Annotated in this window: 20 protein-coding genes, 1 tRNA gene and 1 riboswitch; of the genes, 6 read left to right on the plus strand and 15 right to left on the minus strand. The window is 58.4% G+C overall.

Annotated elements, in window-relative coordinates; genetic code table 11:
- Positions 1-2: 2 nt before the first annotated feature.
- Positions 3-878 (minus strand): glycine--tRNA ligase subunit alpha, encoded by an 876-nt coding sequence (gene glyQ / locus LDN04_RS01290; protein ID WP_223905565.1) that lies wholly within the window; start codon positions 876-878, stop codon positions 3-5.
- Between the two features lie 220 nt (positions 879-1,098).
- Between glyQ and mutM the strand changes: the two genes are divergently transcribed.
- Positions 1,099-1,914 (plus strand): bifunctional DNA-formamidopyrimidine glycosylase/DNA-(apurinic or apyrimidinic site) lyase, encoded by an 816-nt coding sequence (gene mutM, locus LDN04_RS01295; RefSeq protein ID WP_223905567.1) that lies wholly within the window; start codon positions 1,099-1,101, stop codon positions 1,912-1,914.
- A 141-nt stretch (positions 1,915-2,055) separates the two neighbouring features.
- Here mutM and rplI read toward each other — a convergent pair whose 3' ends face one another.
- The 14 genes from rplI to LDN04_RS01365 form a co-directional block, all read right to left on the minus strand.
- A complete protein-coding gene (gene rplI, locus LDN04_RS01300) occupies positions 2,056-2,502 on the minus strand; it encodes a 50S ribosomal protein L9 (RefSeq protein WP_223905570.1) in 447 nt (148 codons plus the stop codon).
- A gap of 22 nt (positions 2,503-2,524) precedes the next feature.
- The gene (locus LDN04_RS01305) at positions 2,525-3,469 is read right to left on the minus strand and encodes a YybS family protein (protein ID WP_223905572.1); all 945 of its coding nucleotides are present in this window, start codon (positions 3,467-3,469) and stop codon (positions 2,525-2,527) included.
- A 15-nt stretch (positions 3,470-3,484) separates the two neighbouring features.
- The gene (rpsR, locus tag LDN04_RS01310) at positions 3,485-3,760 is read right to left on the minus strand and encodes a 30S ribosomal protein S18 (protein ID WP_214174306.1); all 276 of its coding nucleotides are present in this window, start codon (positions 3,758-3,760) and stop codon (positions 3,485-3,487) included.
- A 25-nt stretch (positions 3,761-3,785) separates the two neighbouring features.
- Positions 3,786-4,154 carry a 30S ribosomal protein S6 gene (gene rpsF / locus LDN04_RS01315; RefSeq protein WP_223905574.1) on the minus strand — a complete coding sequence of 123 codons (369 nt, stop codon included), beginning with the start codon at positions 4,152-4,154 and terminating at the stop codon, positions 3,786-3,788.
- A gap of 248 nt (positions 4,155-4,402) precedes the next feature.
- Positions 4,403-5,497, minus strand: coding sequence for a redox-regulated ATPase YchF (ychF, locus tag LDN04_RS01320; RefSeq protein ID WP_223905576.1), 1,095 nt, complete (start codon positions 5,495-5,497; stop codon positions 4,403-4,405).
- A 93-nt stretch (positions 5,498-5,590) separates the two neighbouring features.
- Complete coding sequence (gene pth, locus LDN04_RS01325) at positions 5,591-6,172, minus strand: aminoacyl-tRNA hydrolase (protein ID WP_223905578.1); 582 nt, start codon at positions 6,170-6,172, stop codon at positions 5,591-5,593.
- Positions 6,173-6,204: 32 nt separating this feature from the next.
- Complete coding sequence (locus tag LDN04_RS01330; protein ID WP_223905580.1) at positions 6,205-6,795, minus strand: 50S ribosomal protein L25; 591 nt, start codon at positions 6,793-6,795, stop codon at positions 6,205-6,207.
- Positions 6,796-6,867: 72 nt separating this feature from the next.
- Positions 6,868-7,812, minus strand: coding sequence for a ribose-phosphate pyrophosphokinase (locus LDN04_RS01335; protein ID WP_223905582.1), 945 nt, complete (start codon positions 7,810-7,812; stop codon positions 6,868-6,870).
- A gap of 90 nt (positions 7,813-7,902) precedes the next feature.
- Positions 7,903-7,977: transfer RNA gene (locus tag LDN04_RS01340), tRNA-Gln, on the minus strand.
- 7 nt (positions 7,978-7,984) lie between these two features.
- Positions 7,985-8,827 (minus strand): 4-(cytidine 5'-diphospho)-2-C-methyl-D-erythritol kinase, encoded by an 843-nt coding sequence (gene ispE, locus LDN04_RS01345; protein ID WP_223905584.1) that lies wholly within the window; start codon positions 8,825-8,827, stop codon positions 7,985-7,987.
- Positions 8,828-9,013: 186 nt separating this feature from the next.
- Positions 9,014-11,608, minus strand: a complete 2,595-nt coding sequence (clpB, locus tag LDN04_RS01350) for an ATP-dependent chaperone ClpB (protein ID WP_223905586.1) — start codon at positions 11,606-11,608, stop codon at positions 9,014-9,016.
- Between the two features lie 187 nt (positions 11,609-11,795).
- Positions 11,796-12,032, minus strand: coding sequence for a 4Fe-4S dicluster domain-containing protein (locus LDN04_RS01355; RefSeq protein ID WP_223905587.1), 237 nt, complete (start codon positions 12,030-12,032; stop codon positions 11,796-11,798).
- The gene (locus tag LDN04_RS01360; RefSeq protein ID WP_223905589.1) at positions 12,029-12,184 is read right to left on the minus strand and encodes a hypothetical protein; all 156 of its coding nucleotides are present in this window, start codon (positions 12,182-12,184) and stop codon (positions 12,029-12,031) included. Before LDN04_RS01360 ends, LDN04_RS01355 begins: the two co-directional genes overlap by 4 nt.
- A 3-nt stretch (positions 12,185-12,187) precedes the next feature.
- On the minus strand, positions 12,188-13,261 hold the full coding sequence (locus LDN04_RS01365; RefSeq protein ID WP_223905591.1) for a branched-chain amino acid aminotransferase: 1,074 nt from the start codon (positions 13,259-13,261) through the stop codon (positions 12,188-12,190).
- A gap of 166 nt (positions 13,262-13,427) precedes the next feature.
- Here LDN04_RS01365 and LDN04_RS01370 point away from each other — a divergent pair, with 166 nt between their 5' ends.
- From LDN04_RS01370 to LDN04_RS01390, 5 genes are all read left to right on the plus strand, one after another.
- The gene (locus tag LDN04_RS01370; RefSeq protein ID WP_223905593.1) at positions 13,428-13,883 is read left to right on the plus strand and encodes a hypothetical protein; all 456 of its coding nucleotides are present in this window, start codon (positions 13,428-13,430) and stop codon (positions 13,881-13,883) included.
- Positions 13,884-13,996: 113 nt separating this feature from the next.
- Positions 13,997-14,851, plus strand: coding sequence for an RNA polymerase sigma factor RpoH (gene rpoH / locus LDN04_RS01375; RefSeq protein ID WP_223905594.1), 855 nt, complete (start codon positions 13,997-13,999; stop codon positions 14,849-14,851).
- Positions 14,852-15,050: 199 nt separating this feature from the next.
- Complete coding sequence (locus LDN04_RS01380; protein WP_223905596.1) at positions 15,051-16,976, plus strand: diguanylate cyclase; 1,926 nt, start codon at positions 15,051-15,053, stop codon at positions 16,974-16,976.
- An 89-nt stretch (positions 16,977-17,065) separates the two neighbouring features.
- Positions 17,066-17,280, plus strand: a riboswitch (SAM riboswitch).
- A gap of 162 nt (positions 17,281-17,442) precedes the next feature.
- Complete coding sequence (locus LDN04_RS01385) at positions 17,443-18,546, plus strand: homoserine O-acetyltransferase (protein ID WP_223913316.1); 1,104 nt, start codon at positions 17,443-17,445, stop codon at positions 18,544-18,546.
- Positions 18,547-18,561: 15 nt separating this feature from the next.
- Positions 18,562-21,534, plus strand: coding sequence for an NAD-glutamate dehydrogenase domain-containing protein (locus tag LDN04_RS01390; RefSeq protein ID WP_223905597.1), 2,973 nt, complete (start codon positions 18,562-18,564; stop codon positions 21,532-21,534).
- Positions 21,535-21,629: the final 95 nt, after the last annotated feature.

Genomic DNA, 21,629 nt, shown 5'->3' on the forward strand with positions numbered 1-21,629 from the left:
GCTCAGCACCCCCCTTTCAACATCGGATAACCGAGCCGTTCACGCTGGCGGACGTAGGCCTCGGCGCAGAGACGGGCCACGTTACGCACCCTGCCTATGTAGGAGGCCCGCTCGGTGACCGAGATGGCGCCCCGGGCATCCAGCAGGTTGAAGGTGTGGGAGCACTTCATGACAAAGTCGTAGGCGGGAAAGACCAGATCCTTCTCCACCAGGCGGATGCACTCCTTTTCGAAGTTTGTGAAGGATTCCAGAAGGAGCGGCACATTGGCCTCCTCGAAGTTGTAGGTCGAGAACTCCACCTCGGTGATGTGGTGGATGTCGCCGTACGTGACCCCCTTGGTCCACTCCAGGTCATAGACGTTGTCCACCCCTTGCAGGTACATGGCGATCCGCTCGCACCCGTAGGTAATCTCGCCGGCCACCGGCTTCAGGTCGATCCCCCCCGCCTGCTGGAAGTAGGTAAACTGGGTGATCTCCATCCCGTCGAGCCAGACCTCCCAGCCGAGCCCCCAGGCGCCGAGGGTCGGTGATTCCCAGTCGTCTTCCACAAAGCGGATGTCGTGCTGGTTGGGGTTGATGCCGAAAGCCCGCAGGGAATCCAGATAGAGGTCGAGGATGTTCAGGGGGGAGGGCTTCATGATCACCTGAAACTGGTAGTAGTGCTGGAGTCGGTTGGGGTTTTCGCCGTAGCGGCCGTCGGTGGGGCGGCGGGACGGCTCCACGTAGGCAACGTTCCAGGGCTCTGGGCCGAGAACGCGCAGGAACGTGGCCGGGTTGAAGGTCCCCGCCCCCTTCTCCGTATCATAGGGCTGCTGGATGACGCATCCCTGCCTGGCCCAGTACCCCTGAAGCGAAAGGATCATATCCTGAAAAGTCAAACGCGCACCTCCCTAATCAGCCGGCAATTTTACCCCCTGTAAAAGCGGTTTCGTCCGGCTGAAAAAAGCATATAGTATCCAATAGGTTAGACGCGTAAGATTACAGTCTCTCCCTCTCTCTGTCAAGGATTATTGACTTGCCGAAGCTGCCGCGCTACCATGCGCACCACCCGCCTGTAGAGCTATCTACCGAAGATTCAAGACGAAAAGGATATCAATCGTGCCCGAATTGCCGGAAGTGGAAACGACCCGGCGCGTAATCGCGCCGTATCTCGAAGGAAAAACCATCACGAACGTAGTGGTGCGAAACGCCGGCCTTCGCTGGCCGATTCCGGCAGAACTGACAGCCATTCTCCCCAGCCAGGAGATAATCCGTGTCGATCGACGGGGGAAGTATCTCCTCGTCCGTTGTGACAGAGGCACGCTGATCCTCCATCTCGGGATGTCGGGACGCCTCGGTATCGTCCCGGCCGCGACCCCGGCCGGTAAACACGACCATCTGGATATCGTCCTTGAAGACGGCATCGCCCTCCGGTTCAACGACCCGCGGCGGTTCGGCACGGCGCTCTGGACCGGAGACGATCCCCATCAGCACCGGCTTCTCGCAGAACTCGGTCCCGAACCGCTGGAAGAGGGGTTCGACGCCGGGTACCTGTTCGGGAAGAGCCGCACGCGAAAAGTGGCGATCAAGCCGTTCATCATGGACAGCCATGTCGTTGTCGGCGTGGGGAATATCTACGCCAACGAAGCGCTGTTCCGCGCCGGCATCCGTCCGGAACGGCCAGCAGGAGAGCTCTCCGCAACGGACTGCCTGCGGCTCATCACCGCCATCAGGGAGGTACTGCGGGCTGCAATCGCAGAGGGAGGGACCACCATCCGCGATTTCAGGGTCGGGGAAGAACAGACGGGATACTTTGCGGTGCAACTCAAGGTCTACGACCGAGGCGGTGAGCCCTGCCCGGTATGCGGGACACCCATTATCATGCAACGCCAAGGAGGCCGCTCCACCTATTTCTGCCCTCGCTGCCAGCACTGACTTTCATATAGGGGGGGATAAGCCAAGGGGAAGCCGAGCACAACGGGAGCTTGCCCCTCACGGATTCAAGACAAAAAAACGGCGGTCGGGAACTCCCGGCCGCCGTTTCTACTCCATACACCACCATGGGGCAAACGCCGTCTACTCCGCTTTGGTGACGGTTACCTTCAGACTGGCATTCACTTCCGGGTGAAGCTTGACGCTGGCAGAGAACTCGCCGGTGTGCTTGATCGGTTCGGCAAGAACGATTTTTTTCCGGTCAATCTCGATTCCTTGGGCTTTGAGCAGCTCGGCCAGTTCCATGTTGGTGACGGCACCAAACAGCTTCCCTTCCTCGCCGGCCTGGTGGGCAATGCTCAGAACCAGCCCCTCGATCTTGGCAGCAAGCAGCTTGGCCGCTTCCAGCACCTTGTTCTTCTTGTACTCCAACTGGCGTTTCGCATGATCGAGCGCCTTGGTGTTCTTGAGAGTCGCTTCGAGGGCAAACCCCTTCGGGATCAGAAAGTTGCGGGCATAGCCGGGTGCAACCTTTACCACGTCGCCGATATGACCAAGATTCTCAACATTTTCCTTCAGAATTACCTTCATGTCCTTTTCCTCCTAGCCTGAGTTACAGGTTTTCTGGTTGCCTGGGGGTGCGAAAGTCGCCCCACAGATCGAATATGCCGAGTGCCGCGACCGCTACCGCAAGGTAGGGCTGCAGCGTCAGCAGGATATAAAAAATGGCGCGCACCAGACCCGGTACGGTGAATCGATTGAAGAACCAGCCGATGATAGCCAACCCTTGCACGAAGTAGAGCAAAAGGGTGACGATCAGTACGTTCAGAGCCATCCCAGCGACATCCGTCTGGGGGATGAGCATGGAGAAGCCGGCGGCAATGACCACCCAGATCAGTTGATCCGGGTTCTTGAAGCGACTGAATTCCCCGAGAGTGTGAAAGCCCGGCAAACGTATCGCCAGCCGTGTCATGATCCAGAGGTTCAGCCCCGCGATAGTCGCGAGTGTGATGATGACCAGCGCCGGGTAGATCCGGCCGATGAGGGCACCGGCCTGCTCCATTGCCGTTTTGAAGGTCTGCAGCTCTTCACCTGTCAGACCGCTTTTCTCATAGAGCGCCGCGGTCTGGGTAATGCTTGCATTGATCCCCTTAAGCACCTGCCCATGGAGGTCAATCCCCTGGCTGAGGGCAAAGACAACGGCAAACAACGCCACAACCGCGACATTGAGCGCCACCGCCGACGCGATGCTCCGCGCCCCGCCCCATCCCCGGGAGAGGAAGACGGGCAATGCAAGGGTCATGATGCCACACTGAAGAAGGTAGAGGATGGCGGAGGAGACGCCGGCGATCGGCATCAGCACAGCCACGCTGATCGCCACAATCGCCATCCCCACCTTTATCCCGTGCTTCTGGGCATAGTATATTCCCGGCAATGGCACGAAGAGACCGGGAAACATCCCCAGGAGGGGAAAACTGACATACGCCAGAAACAGTACCAGGGTTATGACGCTACCCTTGACCATCTCCAGCCAGGGGCCGGGTGTCAGGGATTTCATCCGGTCAGCACCCCGTTACGGCAATACGTGTGTACCGGCAACCGGCAGCAGGGCAATGTTACGTGCCCGCTTGATGGCCTCGGTGATCTCCCGCTGGTGCTTGGAGCAGTTGCCGGAGATGCGGCGCGGAATGATCTTCCCCCGCTCGGTGATGAAGTAGCGAAGGGTACGGGGGTCTTTGTAATCGATGGTAACCTGTTTATCGGCGCAGAAACGGCAGACTTTTCTACGCTGGAACGGCCGCTTCTTGCGGGGGCCAGAGCTTCTCTGGGGAGTTCTTTCGTCGCTCATCTATGATAATCCTCCGAATTGATTATTATTCGCTTTCAGGGGCGGCAGCCTCGGGAGCCACTTCTTCTACGGCAGCCTTCGGCGCGGCCGCGGCAGGGGCCTCGACCTCTTTTTCGAGCTTGACGCTCTGGTACCGGAGCACCTTGTCGTCAAGGCGGAGACGACGCTCCAACTCGGCGATAAGGGTCTCATCCCCGTCACAGCGGAGGTAGAAATAGCGCCCCCGGCTAAACTTCTCGATGGGATAGGCCAGTTTCCGGCTACCCCAGTCTTCCAGCCGCTTCATCTCGCCGTTCTTCTTGGCGATGACGTCCTGCACCTTGGCAGACAACGCCTTGATGTCGTCTTCGCCGAGGTCGGGCTGGACGATGTAAATCGTCTCGTACATCCTCATGGTTACTTCCTCCTCACGGTTTTGTAGCCCCGGTCCGACCCGGAGCAAGGAGATACAGCCACTATGGCTGCTCTTTGGAAACTATGATTTTTACTACACTTACCTTAACTTGACAAGCTTTTTATTGCAGATCGCGCTGAAGGCCGAGCATAAGCTTACTCAATCCACATTTACAACCAATCGGTTGTGATACTGGAAACGCGGATTTTACCCCAACGCCCGGGATTGAAAAAAAGCCGCATTTTCGCTTATACGTTGAACCGGAAGTGCATGACGTCTCCGTCCTGCACCACATACTCTTTCCCTTCCAGCCGCATCAGCCCCTTTTCCTTGGCCCCCGTCTCGCCTCCTGAAGCGATGTAATCGGTAAAGGCAATGACTTCAGCGCGAATGAACCCTTTCTCGAAGTCGGTATGGATCACGCCTGCCGCCTGAGGGGCTTTGGTCCCCTTAGTAATGGTCCAGGCCCGCACTTCCTTTACCCCCGCGGTGAAGTAGGTGATGAGGCCGAGCAGTTCGTAGCCGGAGCGGATGAGCTGGTCGAGCCCCGATTCTGCGAGACCCATCTCGTTGAGAAATACCTGCTTCTCCTCCCCTTCAAGCTCGGATATCTCCGCCTCGATCCTGCCGCAGATGGTGACCACCTTCGCCCCCTCACGGGACGCCAGTTCCCGCACCAGTGCCACAAAGGGGTGGTTCCCCGCCAGGTCGTCCTCGGCCACGTTAGCAACGTAAAGAACCGGCTTGTCGGTAAGGAGGTGCATATCCCGCATCCAGAGCCGCTCGTCCACATTTTCCGCAAGGCCGGTAACGGCGGCACCCTTTTCCAGAGCGCTTTTCACGCGGGAGTAGAAATCCGCCTCGTCCTTGATCTTCCGGTCGCCGCTTTTTGACTGCTTTTCAACCCGCTGAAATTTCTTCTCCACCGTGTCCAGGTCAGCAAGAGCCAGTTCTGTCTTGATAATCTCGATATCCCTTATGGGATCGACGCTGCCGGTGACATGCACCACGTTTTCGTCGTCGAAGCAGCGGACCACGTGTACGATGGCATCCACCGAGCGGATATGACCAAGAAACTGGTTCCCCAGCCCTTCCCCCTGGCTCGCTCCCTTCACAAGGCCGGCAATGTCGAGAAATTCTATGGTGGTGGGAAGAATCCGCTCCGGTTTGACGATCTCGGCCAGCTGCTGGAGACGAGGGTCCGGCACCTGGACGATGCCCACGTTGGGGTCGATTGTGCAGAAGGGATAGTTGGCGGACTCGGCACCGGCCGAGGTGAGCGCATTGAAAATGGTGGATTTCCCCACGTTGGGGAGTCCGACGATGCCACAGTTGAAACCCATAGAGATGCTTCCTTAAAAAATGTAGGGGCACCCTGTTGCGGGTGCCCTCGATCACGACGACTTCGTCACGTGGACTGCCACCAGGAGGCGGTCCTATGGCCCTTCCCGAAAATCCCTGTTGTTGCACAGGCTCATGGTCTTGGGGAGGCCTTCCCGCATGAGCATGGCCAGCAGACTGACAACGCCGTCAAGCAGCCTGTCGAGACCGTTCTGCTCCTCATGGGAAAAATTGGTCAGGACGTAATCGGCTGCATCGCCATGCACCGGTCGGCCGACCCCGATGCGGACCCGCACGAACTGGCCTCCCCCAAGCTCCTGCATGAGAGAGCGGAGACCGTTGTGGCCACCATGCCCACCGCCATCCTTAAGCTTCACCCGGCCGAAAGGGATGTCCAGATCGTCATGGATAACCACCAGGTCAGACGGAGCAAGCTTGTGAAAACGGAGTGCCGCGGAGACGGAACGGCCGGACAGGTTCATGAAGGTCTGGGGCTTGAGGAGCAGAAGCCGCTCTCCTTGAAAACTCCCCTCTCCGTAAAACCCGCCGAACGCCTTGCGGGTAATCTGGATCCCCGCCTCGCGCGCTAAACAGTCCAAAACCATGAAACCCGCGTTGTGGCGGGTTCCCTGGTACTTGGGGCCGGGATTTCCCAGCCCGACGATAAGTTTTGCCATGACGCAACCGGCCCGATGCCGCAGCGCGCCGATTATACGGCGGCGGGAGCGGCTTCCTCTTCGCGGGCCTTGCCGAGCACGCTGACGATGGACGCCCTGGAATCGGCGAGCACCTTCACACCGGCGGGGAGTTGCAGATCGGATACGTGGATTGAGTGGCCAATGGTGAGTTCGGCAATATCCACGTCGATATGCTCCGGAATCTGGGTCGGCAGGCACTCGATTTCAACGGCATGCATGGCAAAATCGAGCAGGCCGCCATCCTTCACACCTTTGGCAGTGCCAACCAGATTGAGGACGACTTCTACCCGAACCTTCTCCGTCAGATTGACCTTGTGCAGGTCAACGTGCTGAACGTCACGCCGGAGCGCATCCCGCAGCAGATCAGCAACAATAACCATGCTGCCGTTGAGGCTTCCGCCACCTTTCAAGGAGATAAGGTGATTGCGGCCACCTTCGCCGGCAATGGCAGCGTCCAGTTCCTTCGGTTTCACCGTGATGGCAACGGCCTCCATCCCCTTTCCGTACACCACGCCGGGGATAAGGTCCTTGCTCCGCAGTTGCCGGCAGGCATTCTTCCCGGTCTCTGTCCGCAGTTCAATAGTAAGCTCTCTCTGTTCCATACATCCTCCGATGTTTTATTTAGTTGTAAGGGCGTTTCGCCGATAACATCCCCGGGGATAGCCCGGATTATATTACACGAACAACGAGCTGACCGATTCGTCTTCGTGTATCCGCCGAATTGCCTCGGCCAGAAGCTCCGCAACCCCCAGCACCGCGATTTTAGCAGTCCTTTGTTCTTTCTCCCCAAGGGGAACGGTATCGGTTATTAAGACCGTCTCTATTTCCGAATCGTTGATCCGGTCGATGGCCGGGCCCGACAGCACGCCGTGGGTAGCGCAAGCGTAAATGGTCTTGGCGCCATGCGCCTTCAAAGCCTTTGCAGCCTGAGTGAGAGTGCCGGCCGTGTCGATCATGTCGTCAAGAATGATGGCCGTCTTATCCTTCACATCGCCGATGAGATGCATAACCTCGGCAACATTGGGGCCTGTCCGCCGCTTGTCAATGACCGCCAGGGTGCATCCGAGCCGCTTGGCAAATGCCCGGGCCCGTTCGGTGCCACCGGCATCCGGCGAAACCATGACAATATTGTTATGGGGAAAGCGCTCCCGCAGCTTCTCCAGAATGACCGGGGCAGCATAGAGGTTATCCACCGGAATATTGAAGAACCCCTGTATCTGGCCGGCATGAAGATCAACAGTCACCACCCGGTCAGCACCCGCAGTGGTTATCAGGTCAGCCACCAGTTTGGAGGTGATGGGAGTGCGGGGGGCTACCTTGCGATCCTGCCGCGCATAGCCGTAATAGGGGATGACCGCCGTGATAGTGGCTGCGGATGCGCGCTTCAGGGCGTCAATCATGATCAGCAGTTCCATCAGGTTGTTATTGCTGGGCGCACAGGTTGACTGCACCACGTAAATATCACGACCGCGAACGTTCTCGCCGATCTCCACCATGATCTCGCCGTCGGAGAAGGTCTTGACCTTGGCCTGCCCGAGTGGAACGCCCAGGTGGGTACAGATATTTTCCGCCAGCCCCGGATTGGAATTGCCACTGAACACCCTGATCTTGTTTTCCATGCGCACCGCTGCTTTCTCGATGATTTATGTAGTTATTCCATCCGAGGTTTTCGGCGAGATACACTGCTTACCGGATGGAGCTTTGTAATATGGCTGGGGTGCCAGGGATCGAACCTGGGAATGCCGGAATCAAAATCCGGTGCCTTACCGCTTGGCGACACCCCATCAAACCTTACAACGTTTGGGCAGCAGCGGTAAACCAGCCGGTAGTGCGGGCCAGTTCCTCCGCAGCCCTGCGCGCCCCGTCTTCCTGTTCGAAAATTCCGAACACCGTCGGGCCGCTGCCGGACATCAGTACCCCTGTCGCACCCAGAGACTGCAAACGCCCCTTGATCTCGCTAATGACCGGGTAACGCTTTACGGTAACCGCCTCCAGGTCATTGCCGAGAATGGCGCAGATGTCCGCGATACTGCTATAGAAACGGGGTATTTTAAAGTCATCGGAACGGTTTGTCAATTGTAAATTTTGATAAACCCAGGCGGTGGAGACGGGGACATTGGGGTTAACGATCGCCAGCCAGACACGGGGGATCTGCTCGATTGCGGTCAGTTGCTCACCGATACCCTCGGCCAGGGCAGTCTTCCCGAAAATGAAGAACGGGACGTCGGCCCCCAGCTTCACCCCTATCTCCATGAGCCGGGCATCGGACATACCTAGTCCAAGCAACTGGTTCAGCCCCATGAGGACAGATGCGCAGTCGCTACTGCCGCCGCCAAGACCGGCCGCCACGGGAATCCTCTTCGTGATCCTTATATCGATCCCCACCTCCCGGCCGGCAAGGTCGAGGAGCGCATCGGCCGCCCGCCAGGCAATGTTTTCCGGCCCATCCGGCACCCCTTCACGACCGCAGGTGACACGAATGCCGGGAGTATCGCTCAGGGCAAGCTGGATTTCGTCGCACAGGTCGAACTGCTGCATGATCATGCGCAGATCGTGGTAGCCGTCCGGCCGGCGTCGCAGCACGTCGAGCCGGTAGTTGACCTTGGCGGGGGCTTGCAGGGTGAGAGTTCGCATTAACCGTTCCCTATGAAATATTCACGTTCGAAAGAGATTTTTTCTAAATCAAAACGCCTCATAAATCAAGGGTAAAATCGGCAAGCCGGCAAATGCAACGACCCGCCAGGAGAACGGGCTGTTGGCACATAAAGCATGGGATTGGCACTAACAGAGAACTCGTGATAGCGGGTTCAACTTCCCCATCTATTTTTTGCGGATGACCAGATCCTCTCCTGTCACGGACAGTTCCACGAGCACCGTGTCCCCTTCCGTAAACTTTCCGTCCAGGAGCATGAGGGCCAGCGGATCCTGTATCTTGCGCTGCAGGGTCCGCTTCAAGGGGCGGGCGCCATAGGCCGGGTCAAACCCTTCCCGGGCCAGGAATTCTCGAGCATTGTCGCTGATGACAAGGGAGATGCGCCGTTCAGTCAGCCGCTTTTCCAGTTCCCCCACCTGGATATCGACGATCTTCTTGATCTGCTCGAGGGGTAGGGCATGGTAGATGGCGATCTCGTCGACCCGGTTGAGGAATTCAGGCTTGAAGCTTTCCCGAAGGGTCTCCATGACCATGCTGCGCATCTTTGCATAGTCGCTCGCCCCGTACTGCTGGATCCACTGGGATCCCAGGTTGCTCGTCATGATGATGACCGTATTCCGGAAATCGACGGTCCGCCCCTGCCCATCGGTGAGCCGGCCGTCGTCCAGCACCTGGAGCAGCACGTTGAACACCTCCGGATGGGCCTTCTCGATCTCGTCGAACAGGATGATGCTGTAGGGGCGGCGCCGGACCGCCTCGGTCAGCTGTCCTCCCTCCTCGTACCCCACATACCCGGGAGGCGCACCGATAAGGCGGGCAACCGTATGCTTCTCCTGGTACTCGCTCATATCGATCCGGACCACCGCCTGGTCATCGTCGAACAGGAAGGAGGCGAGCGCCTTGGCGGTTTCGGTCTTGCCGACGCCGGTCGGTCCGAGAAACATGAAGGAGCCGATGGGGCGATGGGGATCGGAAAGACCGGAACGGGCTCGGCGGATGGCGTTGGCCACCAGTAAGAGGGCATCATCCTGCCCAACCACCCGGCTCCGGAGCCGCTCTTCCATGTGGATCAGCTTCTCCGCCTCGGTTTCCAGCATCCGGCTGACCGGGATGCCGGTCCACTTGGCCACGATCTCCGCCACCTGGTCGGCATCCACCTCCTCCGCGAGCATCTTCCCTTCCTGCTGGAGTTCCGCGAGCTCTCGCTCCTTCTCCGCCATCTCCTTTTCCAGGGCGGGGATCTCACCATAGCGGATTTCGGCGGTACGTGCCAGATTCCCTTCCCGCTCGGTCTTTTTCGCCTCCTCCTTCTTCTCCTCCAGCCGTTGCTTCAGCTCCCGCTGGGTATGGATGATTCCCTTCTCCTTCCGCCAGTGGTCCTTCAGCAGAGCCGACTCTCCCTGCAGGGCTGCCAGCTCGTCCGTCACCTTTTTCAGACGTTCCAGCGCATGGGTGTCCTGCTCCCGGAGAAGGGCCTGCTTCTCGATCTCCAACTGGATGATCTTCCGTTCGATCTCGTCGATCTCGGTCGGCAAGGAATCGATCTCGATCCGGAGCCGGGAAGCAGCCTCGTCAATCAGGTCGATGGCCTTGTCGGGAAGAAACCGGTCGGTGATGTAGCGGTCCGACAGGGTCGCCGCGGCAATGATGGCGCTGTCCTTGATTCGGATGCCATGATAGGCCTCGTACTTTTCCTTGAGGCCGCGCAGGATGGAAATGGTCTCCTCCACGCTGGGCTCGCCGGCGTAGACCTGCTGAAAGCGGCGTTCCAGGGCGGCATCCTTCTCGATGTACTTGCGGTATTCGTTGAGTGTCGTTGCGCCGATGCAGTGGAGTTCCCCCCGGGCCAGTGCCGGCTTGAGCATGTTGGAGGCATCGAGGGCCCCCTCGGCGGCACCGGCCCCCACCAGAGTATGGAGTTCGTCAATGAAGAGAATGACACGCCCCTCGGACTTGGCCACCTCCTTGATCACCGCCTTGAGCCGGTCTTCGAATTCGCCCCGGTACTTTGCCCCGGCGATGAGCGCCCCCATATCGAGGGCCACCACCCGTTTTTCCTTGAGGGTTTCGGGCACGTCACCCGCCACGATCCGCTGGGCCAGCCCCTCCACGATGGCGGTCTTCCCTACGCCCGGCTCGCCGATCAGCACCGGGTTGTTCTTGGTGCGCCGCGAAAGGACCTGGAGCACCCGCCGGATCTCGTCATCCCGACCGATTACCGGGTCGAGCTTCCCCTGGCGGGCCAGATCGGTCAGGTCGCGGGCGTACTTGGCAAGGGCCTGGTATTTCTCCTCCGGATTCTGGTCCGTTATCCGCTCCTCCCCCCGCATCTCCTTGAGGGCCGTAAGAAGCGCCTGCCGGGTGACACCGGCTTCGGCCAGGATGCGGGCAGCTTCACACCCCTTTTCCGCCACGATGCCGAGCAGCAGATGCTCGGTGGAGACGAACTCGTCCTTCATGGCATCGGCTTCCTTCTGGGCTGCATCGAGCAGGTGCTGGAGGGAAGAGGAAAGATGCAGCTGCATGGTCGCACCACTCGCCTGGGGAAGTTTCTTCAGGGCAGCATCTACTTGAGCCTGGATGGCGGCGGGAGTCGCGCCGACCTTCTGGAGAAGCGGCATGACCACTCCCCCCTCTTGATCCAGCAGTGCTGCCAGGAGATGCTCGGGCTCAATGGCGGCGTTCCCCTGCCGGGACGCCAGATCCTGGGCGCTTGCCAGTGCTTCCTGGGTCTTTATGGTCATTTTTTCGGGTCTGATCATGGATATCTCCTTTCGCGCCGGCGCGGGTCGATACATCGCCCGTCAGCGGCACGTCTCGTACAAGAATAATAGGTACGGCAGGAGAGCCTGTCAAGGCAGGGAAAATCCGGAAAAGGACCGTAACATGGTGACGGAGCAGAGGGGGATGGTGCAGCAGAGGACTTGCTGGAGAGTATCGGCAGTGAGACTAGCGGTCTTTGTCGGGGTCCTCCCCCGAATTGATCGCCCGAACGGGACAACCACGGCTGCAGGCAAAGCAACGCCGGCAGTCGATTGAAACCTGCCGGCGCGCGGTTTTTCGGAATCCGTCAACATCGAGGGTAAAGAGCTTTACAGGGCAGGCCGCGACGCAGCGGCCGCAAGCACTGCAACGCTGGCGATCAACCTGGATTACAGTAGCAGACAACCCTTTGGAATCGGTCACAGACCGAGTTCCAACTGTTTCCAGGTGCAGCGTTTCACCTTCGGCCCCGCGTAGTACCGGGGACAGGAGGCGATCACCACCGCAACGGGCTGCTTGCAGGAACGACGGCAGGAAAGACAGAGTTTGTTTGCCTCTAGGTGCCGCTCTTTCATTCTCTACCCGATTTTTCTCACCCAGCCGAACTGGTCTTCAAGCCTGCCGGTCTGGATGCCGGTAAGGGTGTCGTAGAGCTGGCGGGTAATTGCGCCCACGCCGCCGTCGCCCACCGTGTAATTCTCTCCCTGGTAGGCGAGGACGCCGACCGGGCTGATGACTGCAGCGGTGCCACTGCCGAAGGCCTCGGTTACTTTGCCTGCCCGGATGTCGGCCATCAGCTCATTCACGTCGATGAGCCGCTCCTCGATTGTGTAGCCAAGGCTCGCGGCCAGCTTGAGCGTGGAGTCGCGGGTGACGCCGTTCAGAATGGTGCCGGTAAGGGGTGAGGTGACAATGGTCTTCCCATAGGCAAAGAGCATGTTCATGGCCCCCACCTCTTCCACGTAGCGCTTGTGGACACCGTCAAGCCAGAGGACCTGGTCGTACCCCTTCTTTTTCGCCTCAAGGCCGGCCTTGAGGGAACAGGCGTAGTTGCCGCCGGTTTTGGCCTCCCCGGTGCCGCCGGGGACGGAGCGAACATAGCGGTCTTCCACCATGATCTTGATGGGGTTGAACCCCGCGGAGTAGTATGCGCCGACCGGCGAGAGAATCACATAGAAGTAGTAATGATCCGCGGGCTTCACCCCCAAGGCAGGTTCCACGCCGATCATGGTGGGACGGATGTAGAGGGAGGTCCCTTCCGAGGAGGGGATCCAGTCGCGTTCCAGCGCAACGAGCTTCTCGATGCCGCCGATGAAGAGATCCTCCGGCACCTCGGGCATGCAGAGCCGGTCGGCGGATTGGTTGAAACGCCGGGCGTTCATCTCAGGGCGAAAGAGGGTTATTGTGCCGTCTGCCCACTTGTAGGCCTTGAGTCCCTCAAAAATCTCCTGGGAGTAATGAAAAACAGAACATGCCGGATCAAGGGAAAAGGGGCCATAGGGCTCGATACGGCCGTTGACCCACCCCTCACCCGCTTTCCATTCAACCAGCAGCATCCGGTCGGTAAAAAGTCGACCGAATCCGAGCTTGGACTCATCGGCACATTTGGGCTTTTTCTTGTCATCGGGAAGGGGTAAAATCGTGATGTCCATCTGCAAAAACCTCCGGTTGCGGCGCTCTGCGTCGGAATTATCTACCTAGAATCGTTTACCATACAAAGCCCTTAGCGGGCAAGGGTTTTCCTCCGTCACCATTGACATCTGATGAAATTCTCCTGTATTGTAGCATCAGCATCACTACTCATTAAATGGAGCCCGGATGAAGAGGCTGACCCCCCTGATCATCGCCTTCCTCTGCCTGACAGCCATGGCCGCCTCCGCGGGCAGACTGCCCGACGGTTACATGGAAACCCCTTGGGGGACGGACCTGCGCCAGGTCATGAAAACCTATCCCCGGGGAAACCTTGAAAGACTTCACAACGACTACGTTTATCGCCAATTCAGCCCCAACCGTGAAATTTTCGTCCGGACCTTCATTTTCAAGGATGACAACCTCGTCGCGGTTTCCATCAAGTTTAATCCCGACTACGTCAAGAAAAGCGGCACCGACAGGCTCCTTGCCAGATTCCGGAAGAGTTTCGGCGAAGGGGACTATGAACAATCCCCCTCACCCCATGTGATCACCTACATCTGGGAAGGGCCAAAATCCCGCATCTCCTTCGGGTATATGCCGAAACGTCCCGACATGACTATCATGGTCTTCCAGCAGAAGTAACCCCCCTTGATTTTTTCTCCAACGGTTGCTATATATATAGCTAGCACTCTCCACCCGAGAGTGCCAACAAACCGTACCGTGGACTAATGGCACGGACGAAGGAGACACCCCCCATGACAAGGACCATGCCTGTCGTTGCCGACAGCCTTAATCTCTATCTGGCCGAAATAAAGAAATTTCCCCTCCTCTCGCCCGAGGAAGAGCAGCTGCTTGCCGTGAAATTTTACGAAGAGAAGGACCTGGAAGCGGCCCATCGCCTGATTACCGCCAACCTCCGCTTCGTGGTAAAGATCGCCGCCGAATACCGGGACTACGGCATGAAGATGCTCGATCTGATCCAGGAAGGGAATGTCGGGCTCATGATGGCGGTACGCAAGTTCAACCCGTACAAGGGGTTCCGCCTCATATCCTATGCCGTCTGGTGGATCCGTGCCTATATCCAGAACCATATCATCTCTGGCTGGAGCCTTTTGAAAATCGGTACCACTCAGGCGCAGAAGAAGCTATTTTTCAAGCTGAACCAGGCCAAGAACGCCATCAGGCAGATGACCGGCCTCGACGACAACGAAGCGACCGCGATCTCCCTCGATGTACGGGAGTCGGACGTCGTGGAAATGGAACAGCGCATGCGTGGCGAGCACTCCCTCGATGCGGAGATCGGCGACGGCGAGGGGCTTACCCTTCTGGACAGCCTGGCCGACGAACGCCAGAACCAGGAAGAACAACTGGCGGAACTCCAGGAAGGCAGACTGCTGCAGACGGAAATCGCTTCCGCCCTTACCTTTCTCAACGAAAAGGAGCGCTACATCATAGAGCACCGCATCACTGCCGACGAACCCCTTACCCTCCAGGAGATCGCCGACCACTTTACCATCTCCCGCGAGAGGGTGCGCCAGATCGAAGAAGGTGCCCTCAGGAAGATGAAAGTCGCCCTCACCCCACTCCTCGTCCAGGCCCGTGCCGCCTGACACATACGCTTTCGTAACCCAAAGGGAGGCCTGCAACAGGCCTCCCTTTTTTTTGCACATACGCACCCGATATATTTCAATCGTTGACCCCCTCACTCCACCTCCACCACACCACAAATAGTATTGATTAATGGGCCTTTATCTGGAATAATCACCCCCATTGTCCGATTGACATTCATTGCCGAGGAGAATGCACTGCATGCCTGAAAACAACATCAAAGACATATCCAACCGTTTCATAAATTTCATCACCTTTGTCGATCTCCCCATCAAGAAAAAGTTCCGCCTCTTTTCCGTCGGTGTTCTTTTCTGGTTCGTCATGCTCTTCGCTGTCACCATGGCCGCGCTCATCACCGTTGATCAGAAAACCGACAACATCGTCAGGAACCTTATTCCCCAAGACAGACTTGCCCAGAAAATTGCCCGGAACATCCAGAGTCTGAATCTGGATGCCCTGGAACTTTCCCGGACCTCCGACTTGAGGAGCGCCCTGCGAAGAGTCGAGACATCCAAGGCCCGCATCGAGGACATCAATGTCTTTCTCTCCGCATTGGAGGCGGGCGGGAAGGTGAATGACTACTCCCGGGAAACCGGCAAGCTGCTCGAAACGTTCTCCACCTCCTCCGTAAAGGGAGACTTGGCCGGAGAGAAGTACATCCGGGAAATGACAGCCCTCCAGGGGACTCTCGTCAGAAAATTACAGGCATTCGTGGACCTGAAGATGGGGAACCTCCATGACAATCTTCGGGACAACGGCCGTCTCGACGCAAAACTGAAGGAGTACCAGCAGACCCTCACCGAGGCCCTGACCCTGTCCAACGACTATTCCACCAGCACCTCCCTTCTCTATGCAAAGAACGCCGAAACAATCAACTCCACCGTCAACTATACCTCAAGCACCGTTGCCGTGGTCCTGGTCATCGCCCTGCTTCTCCTCGGCATCTTCACCATCTGGATATCCAGATCCATCGCCAACCCGGTAAATTCCATCATAGAACAGATTCATTCCCTGGGAACGGGAGACGTTGACCTGTCCAAGAAGATCGCCATCCACTCCAAGGACGAAATAGGTATCCTGTCGGCGGAGTTCAACGGCCTGATGGAATCGATACATGGCATGACGACCTTCAAAAAGGTCATCGAGGAAGACGATACCCTGGAGGATGTCTACTCCCGCCTGGGGAACGTCCTGCGGGAGCAGATCGGCATCGATGAATTCCTTATCTACGAGATTTCAACCAACCAGAACAAGATGAATCCCGTCTACCCCCTGGTCCTCTCCGACAGCGAGTCGTTCTGCAGTCCCGACATCCTGGACAGCAGCGAACTGTGCAAGGCGAAGAAGACCGGCCACGCCATCTCGTCCATGGTCTACCCCCACATCTGCAAGCAGTTCCAGATCGAGCAGGGGAAGGAGCATTTCTGTATCCCGATGATCATCGGCGGGGGAACCGGCGGGGTGGTGCAGCTCGTGTTCGACAAGGCCGACCCCCGGTACCGGGACCAGCACGCCATAGACCGGAAAGTGTTCAAGGCGAGACAGTATGTCAAGGAGTCGCTCTCCGTGATCGAGGCCAAGCGGCTCATGAACACGCTGCGGGATTCCGCGCTCAAGGACTCCCTGACCGGCCTGTACAACAGGAGATTCCTGCAGGAGTGCACCGAGAACATGGTCGCCGGGGTCATGCGGCGCGGCAAGAATATCGGCCTCATCATGTGCGACCTGGATTATTTCAAGCAGGTCAACGACGTGTACGGCCACAACGCCGGCGACGCGGTGCTAAAGGAGACATCCGCCCTCATCAAGAGCAGCGTCAGGAGTTCCGATCTCGTCATCAGGTTCGGCGGCGAGGAATTCCTCGTGGTCCTTCTGGACACCAACAAGGATGAGACCATGAAAGTGGCCGAAAAGATCAGGGAAAGCATCCAGAATGCCAAGTTCAAGGTCCAGGACGGGGTACTCAAAAAGACCATAAGCCTCGGCGTCAGCGAGTTCCCCATCGATACCCAGCTCTTCTGGCAGTCCATCAAATACGCCGACGTCGCGCTTTACAAGGCCAAAGAGACGGGAAGGAACAAGGCCATCCGGTTCAGCGAGGAGATGTGGACCGGCGAGCAGTTCTAGCAGAGAGAGGGAGGCATGTGGGTCAACAATTACGTTGACAAAACCCCACCCCTTTCGTATCCTTTTTCATGAAAATTGAATAGCTAGCTTTCTTATCGAGAGTGGTGGAGGGACAGGCCCTGCGAAGCCACAGCAACCGGTTGCTCCGGTTCGCATTCGGTCCGAGGTCAAGGCGGCAAGAAGGAAACGGTGGCGGCGTACAGAGTACGGTGACGCGTTTTCGACGAAGCCGGAACAGACATCGGTCCAAAGGCGAACCGGAGAGCGTCAGGTGCTAAATCCTGCCGTAAGGCAAAGATGAGAGAGGCGCTTAGACGATAGCTGCACATCTGAAGCCCCTTCTCATCATCACTCGCGAGAAGGGGCTTTCTTGTGTGGAAGAGCGGAAGCTCGGAAGGCTGGAAGTAAAAACTTTCCCTTCCGCGCTTCCGTGCTACAGACTTCCGCACGTATGAGTGAGAATCCAATGTCCGTCGGCATCGTACAAGAACAATCCCTGACCATCGAGACGGGGCTCCGCCTGGAGAGCGGCCGTATCCTGGCGCCCATCACCCTCGTCTATGAGACCTACGGAACCCTCAATGCGGCGCGTTCCAACGCCATCCTGGTGACCCATGCCTGGACCGGCAACGCCCACCTGGCGGGAAAGCTCGCCGAAGACGACCCGAAACCGGGGTGGTGGGACGCCATCGTCGGTCCCGGCCGACTCCTGGATACGGAGAGGTATTTCGTTATCTGCTCCAATGTCATCGGCTCCTGCTACGGCTCCACCGGCCCCGCCTCTCTCAGCCCGCGCACAGGAAAGCGCTACAATCTTTCTTTCCCCGTCATTACCGTTCGTGACATGGTGCGGGCTCAGGAGTTCCTCATCGACCACCTGGGGATCGACCGGCTCCTGACCGTCCTCGGCGGCAGCATGGGGGGGATGCAGGCGCTCGAATGGGCAACCCAGTTGCCGGAGCGCATCGCCTCCGCCGTCGTCCTTGCCGCGACACCCCGCCCGTCGGCCCAGGCCATCGCCATGAATGCCGTGGCCCGCTGGGCCATCTTCAACGACCCGACCTGGAAGAAGGGGGAATACCGTAAGAATCCCAAGGACGGCCTGGCCCTGGCCCGGGGGATCGGCCACATCACCTTTCTCTCCGACGAATCCATGACCGCCAAGTTCGATCGCCGCTTCTCCGCCAAAGACGGCCAGTTCGATTTCTTTGGCCAGTTCGAGGTGGAGCGCTATCTTTCCTATAACGGCTACAACTTCGTCGACCGTTTCGACGCCAACTCCTTTCTCTACCTCGCCAAGGCCCTCGACCTCTATGATGTGGCCTGGGGATACGAATCCATGGAGGAAGCATTCTCACAAATTCAGGCGCCGCTCCAGTTCTTCGCCTTCACCTCCGACTGGCTCTACCCCCCCTACCAGACCGAGGAGATGGTGAACGTCCTGCAAAAGATCGGCAATCCGGTGGAATACCACCTCATCACATCCGCCTATGGCCACGACGCTTTCCTCCTCGAACACGAAACGTTCACCCCCATGGTCAAGGCATTGCTGGAGCGGGTGGGGGGATAAAAGGAGCATGCTGCCATGAGCGAACCGACAATAGACGGCAAGGCGGGGGTCGGCGGGAAACATGAGAACCGCCGCTGGCTCCGGGAGCAGATGAATCCCTACTTCTTCATCACCATGAAAGACGAACCGGAAGCGCTCGGCATCCTGGAACGGGAACTGGGGAGCCTAAAGGGGAACCGGCGGCTGATCCTGGCCGACCGGGACAAGGCCCAAATACTCGCCGTTCGTAACTATGCGGGATCGCTCTACGAGACCCTCACCCTGCGCGAGGTCCAGGAGCGGGAGATTTCCTTCGCCATGTTCGTCCACTCGGAGGGACCGCTGCCGGGGCTTCCCGAGTCCCTGGAGATACAGCGGTTCGAATTCGACCGGAAGAGCAACGAAGAGATCAACGCCGGCAGAGAGATCACCGTCCCTGCAGCTGTCCGGAGAAAGGTGCGGAAGGAACTACGCCGGAACTATCCCGGTTTCGACATGGGGGATTTCGACCGGCTTCTCAGGCTCATCTGGCTGAACCACGAGCGGTATGTCCGGGTGGCACCGCCGGTCCGCATCGCCCAGGTTCTGAACCTTTTCCAGAAAGGGAATCAGGGAGGTGGTCTCTATCTGGATGTGGAACCGATCGCCGCGGGCAACGAATCCCGGGTCCACTTCGCCGTGGGAAACCCTCCTCAGAAGGATTTTCTCATTCAGGTAATGGAGGTGTTCAAACGTCTGGAACTGGGGGTAAACCGCGCCTACTGCCTCACCATCTCCAACGGCGTCCACCCCTATTTCCTCGGGACCTTTTACGTGCGAAGTCAGGATGGCGCGCCTCTCGACAGCGGGGCCAGGCCCTATGTCAGACTTCGGCAGGAACTCGCCACCACCCAGATGCTTTCGACCCGCTCGTACACCTATCGGGAACTCGTGATCAACGATCTCATGTCCGGAGAGGATGCCTCCCTTGTCAACGCCTTTATCGCCTTCTGCCATTCCAACCTGGCCCATAACCAGCCGGACCGCTTCGGCCTCGACGACGTACAGGGGGCATTCCACAGCCATCCGGAAATGGGGCTCCAGCTCATCAAACTCTTCCGGGTCCGGTTCGACCCCAGCATAACCGACCGTGACCACCTCTATCCCAAGGTTTTTTCCGAAACGGCACAGGAAGTGGAAGGATACAACACCGGCCACCGCCACCTGGATGAAGTGCGGCGCACCATTTTCCGCTGCTGCCTCACCTTCATCACCCATATCCTGAAGACCAACTTCTTCGTCCCGGAAAAACAGGCGCTCGCCTTCCGCCTCAACCCTGCCTACCTGGCCGACCTGGGCACAGAATTCACCGCCGACCTCCCCCCGGCAACACCGTTCAGAGTCACTTTTTTCTTCAGCCGGTACGGCTTCGGCTACCACATCGGCTTTTCGGACATCGCCCGGGGGGGATGGCGCACCGTCATAGCCCGTTCGCCGGACGACTTCACCACCAACGCCGCCACCCTTTTCCGGGAAAACTTCGTCCTAGCCCATACCCAGCACTTCAAGAACAAGGACATCTACGAAGGTGGCTCCAAACTGGTGATGCTCCTGGACGCCTCCGACCTGATGCGGGCAAAGGAGCGGGAACTGGAAATCTGGCGCCTCTACAAGCTCCAGTATGGGATAACCAACGCGTTCCTCGACATTTTCGTCACCGAGAACGGCGTGGCACGGAACCCTGCCGTAGTCGACTACTACCGGGAAGACGAACCGCTCGAACTTGGCCCCGACGAGAACATGCATGACGGCATGATCGAAGCGATAGCCCGTCTTTCCCAGCGCCGCGGCTATATGCTCGGAATCGGCATCATGTCGAGCAAGCGGGTGGGAATCAACCACAAGGAGTACGGCGTCACCTCCACCGGCGTGGTGACGTTCGCCGAAATAACCATGGAAGAGCTGGGAGTCGACATCCGCCGGGACCCTTTCGCCGTCAAGTTCACCGGTGGTACCAACGGCGATGTGGCGGGCAACGCCATGCGGATCATGCTGGAGCGTTGCCCGAAGATGAAAATCACCCTGATTCTGGACGGTACCGCTGCAGTGGCAGACCCCCAAGGGGCCGATCCCGGAGAACTCAGGCGCATACTCCTCGCGCAGGACCTGGATGCCTTCGATCCAGCGACACTCAATCCCGGCGGGAGCATGCTCTTCCGGACCGGCAGCAGAAAGGAAGGGCTGCGCGAACTCTTCCGGAAGGTGACTCGAGACACTGCAGGTCTCCACGAAGAATGGATATCCATCGACGAATTCTCCCGGGAGTACGGTGAACTCCCCTTTACCGTCCCGGCGGATATCTTCATTCCCGCCGGCGGCCGCCCCGAAAGCATCGACGAAGCGAACTGGGGGCGGTTCATCCTTCCGGACGGCACCCCCTCGGCACGGGCCATCGTGGAGGGGGCCAACTCCTTCATCACCCCCGCGGCAAGGGTCGAGCTCCAGAAAAAAGGTATCATCATCATGCGCGATGCCTCGGCCAACAAGTGCGGGGTCATCTCCTCCTCCTACGAGATCATCGCCAATCTGCTTCTCTCGGAGGAGGAGTTCATGGCGGAAAAAGAGCGGTACGTCCGCGATGTCCTGGAAATCCTGGAAAACCGGGCGAGCGACGAGGCACGCCTCATTCTGAAAAGGCACCGAGAGCAGCCGGCAATGCTCTTCACCGATATTTCAAACGCCTTGAGTACTGAGATCAACGGCAACTACTCTCGTCTCTTTCGATTTTTCCAGGAGCGGCCGGGACTCTGCCGACAACCGTTATACCGCCGCGCTATCCTCAGCCACCTGCCGCGCATCCTCCGGGAAGAGCCCCGGTACCGGAGACGTCTTACCAGGCTTCCCCCAAAGTACCTGTACGCCATTCTGGCCGCCGAGATCGGCTCTTCCATGGTCTACAAGGGAGACCGGGAAGCGGAATTCGAGGATGCCATCAGGCTGCATCTAACCCGGAACTTCCCGGCCGAATGAGCGGCATAGTTGTCCCCTAAGTATCGGGAAACCGGACAAACTCCTTGCCTGCGGGGGGCAATCATGCTATGTAGTAGCATCCGAGCCGGAGTAAC

The sequence above is a fragment of the Geobacter sp. AOG1 genome (assembly GCF_019972315.1).
Taxonomy (GTDB): Bacteria; Desulfobacterota; Desulfuromonadia; order Geobacterales; family Geobacteraceae; genus Geomobilimonas.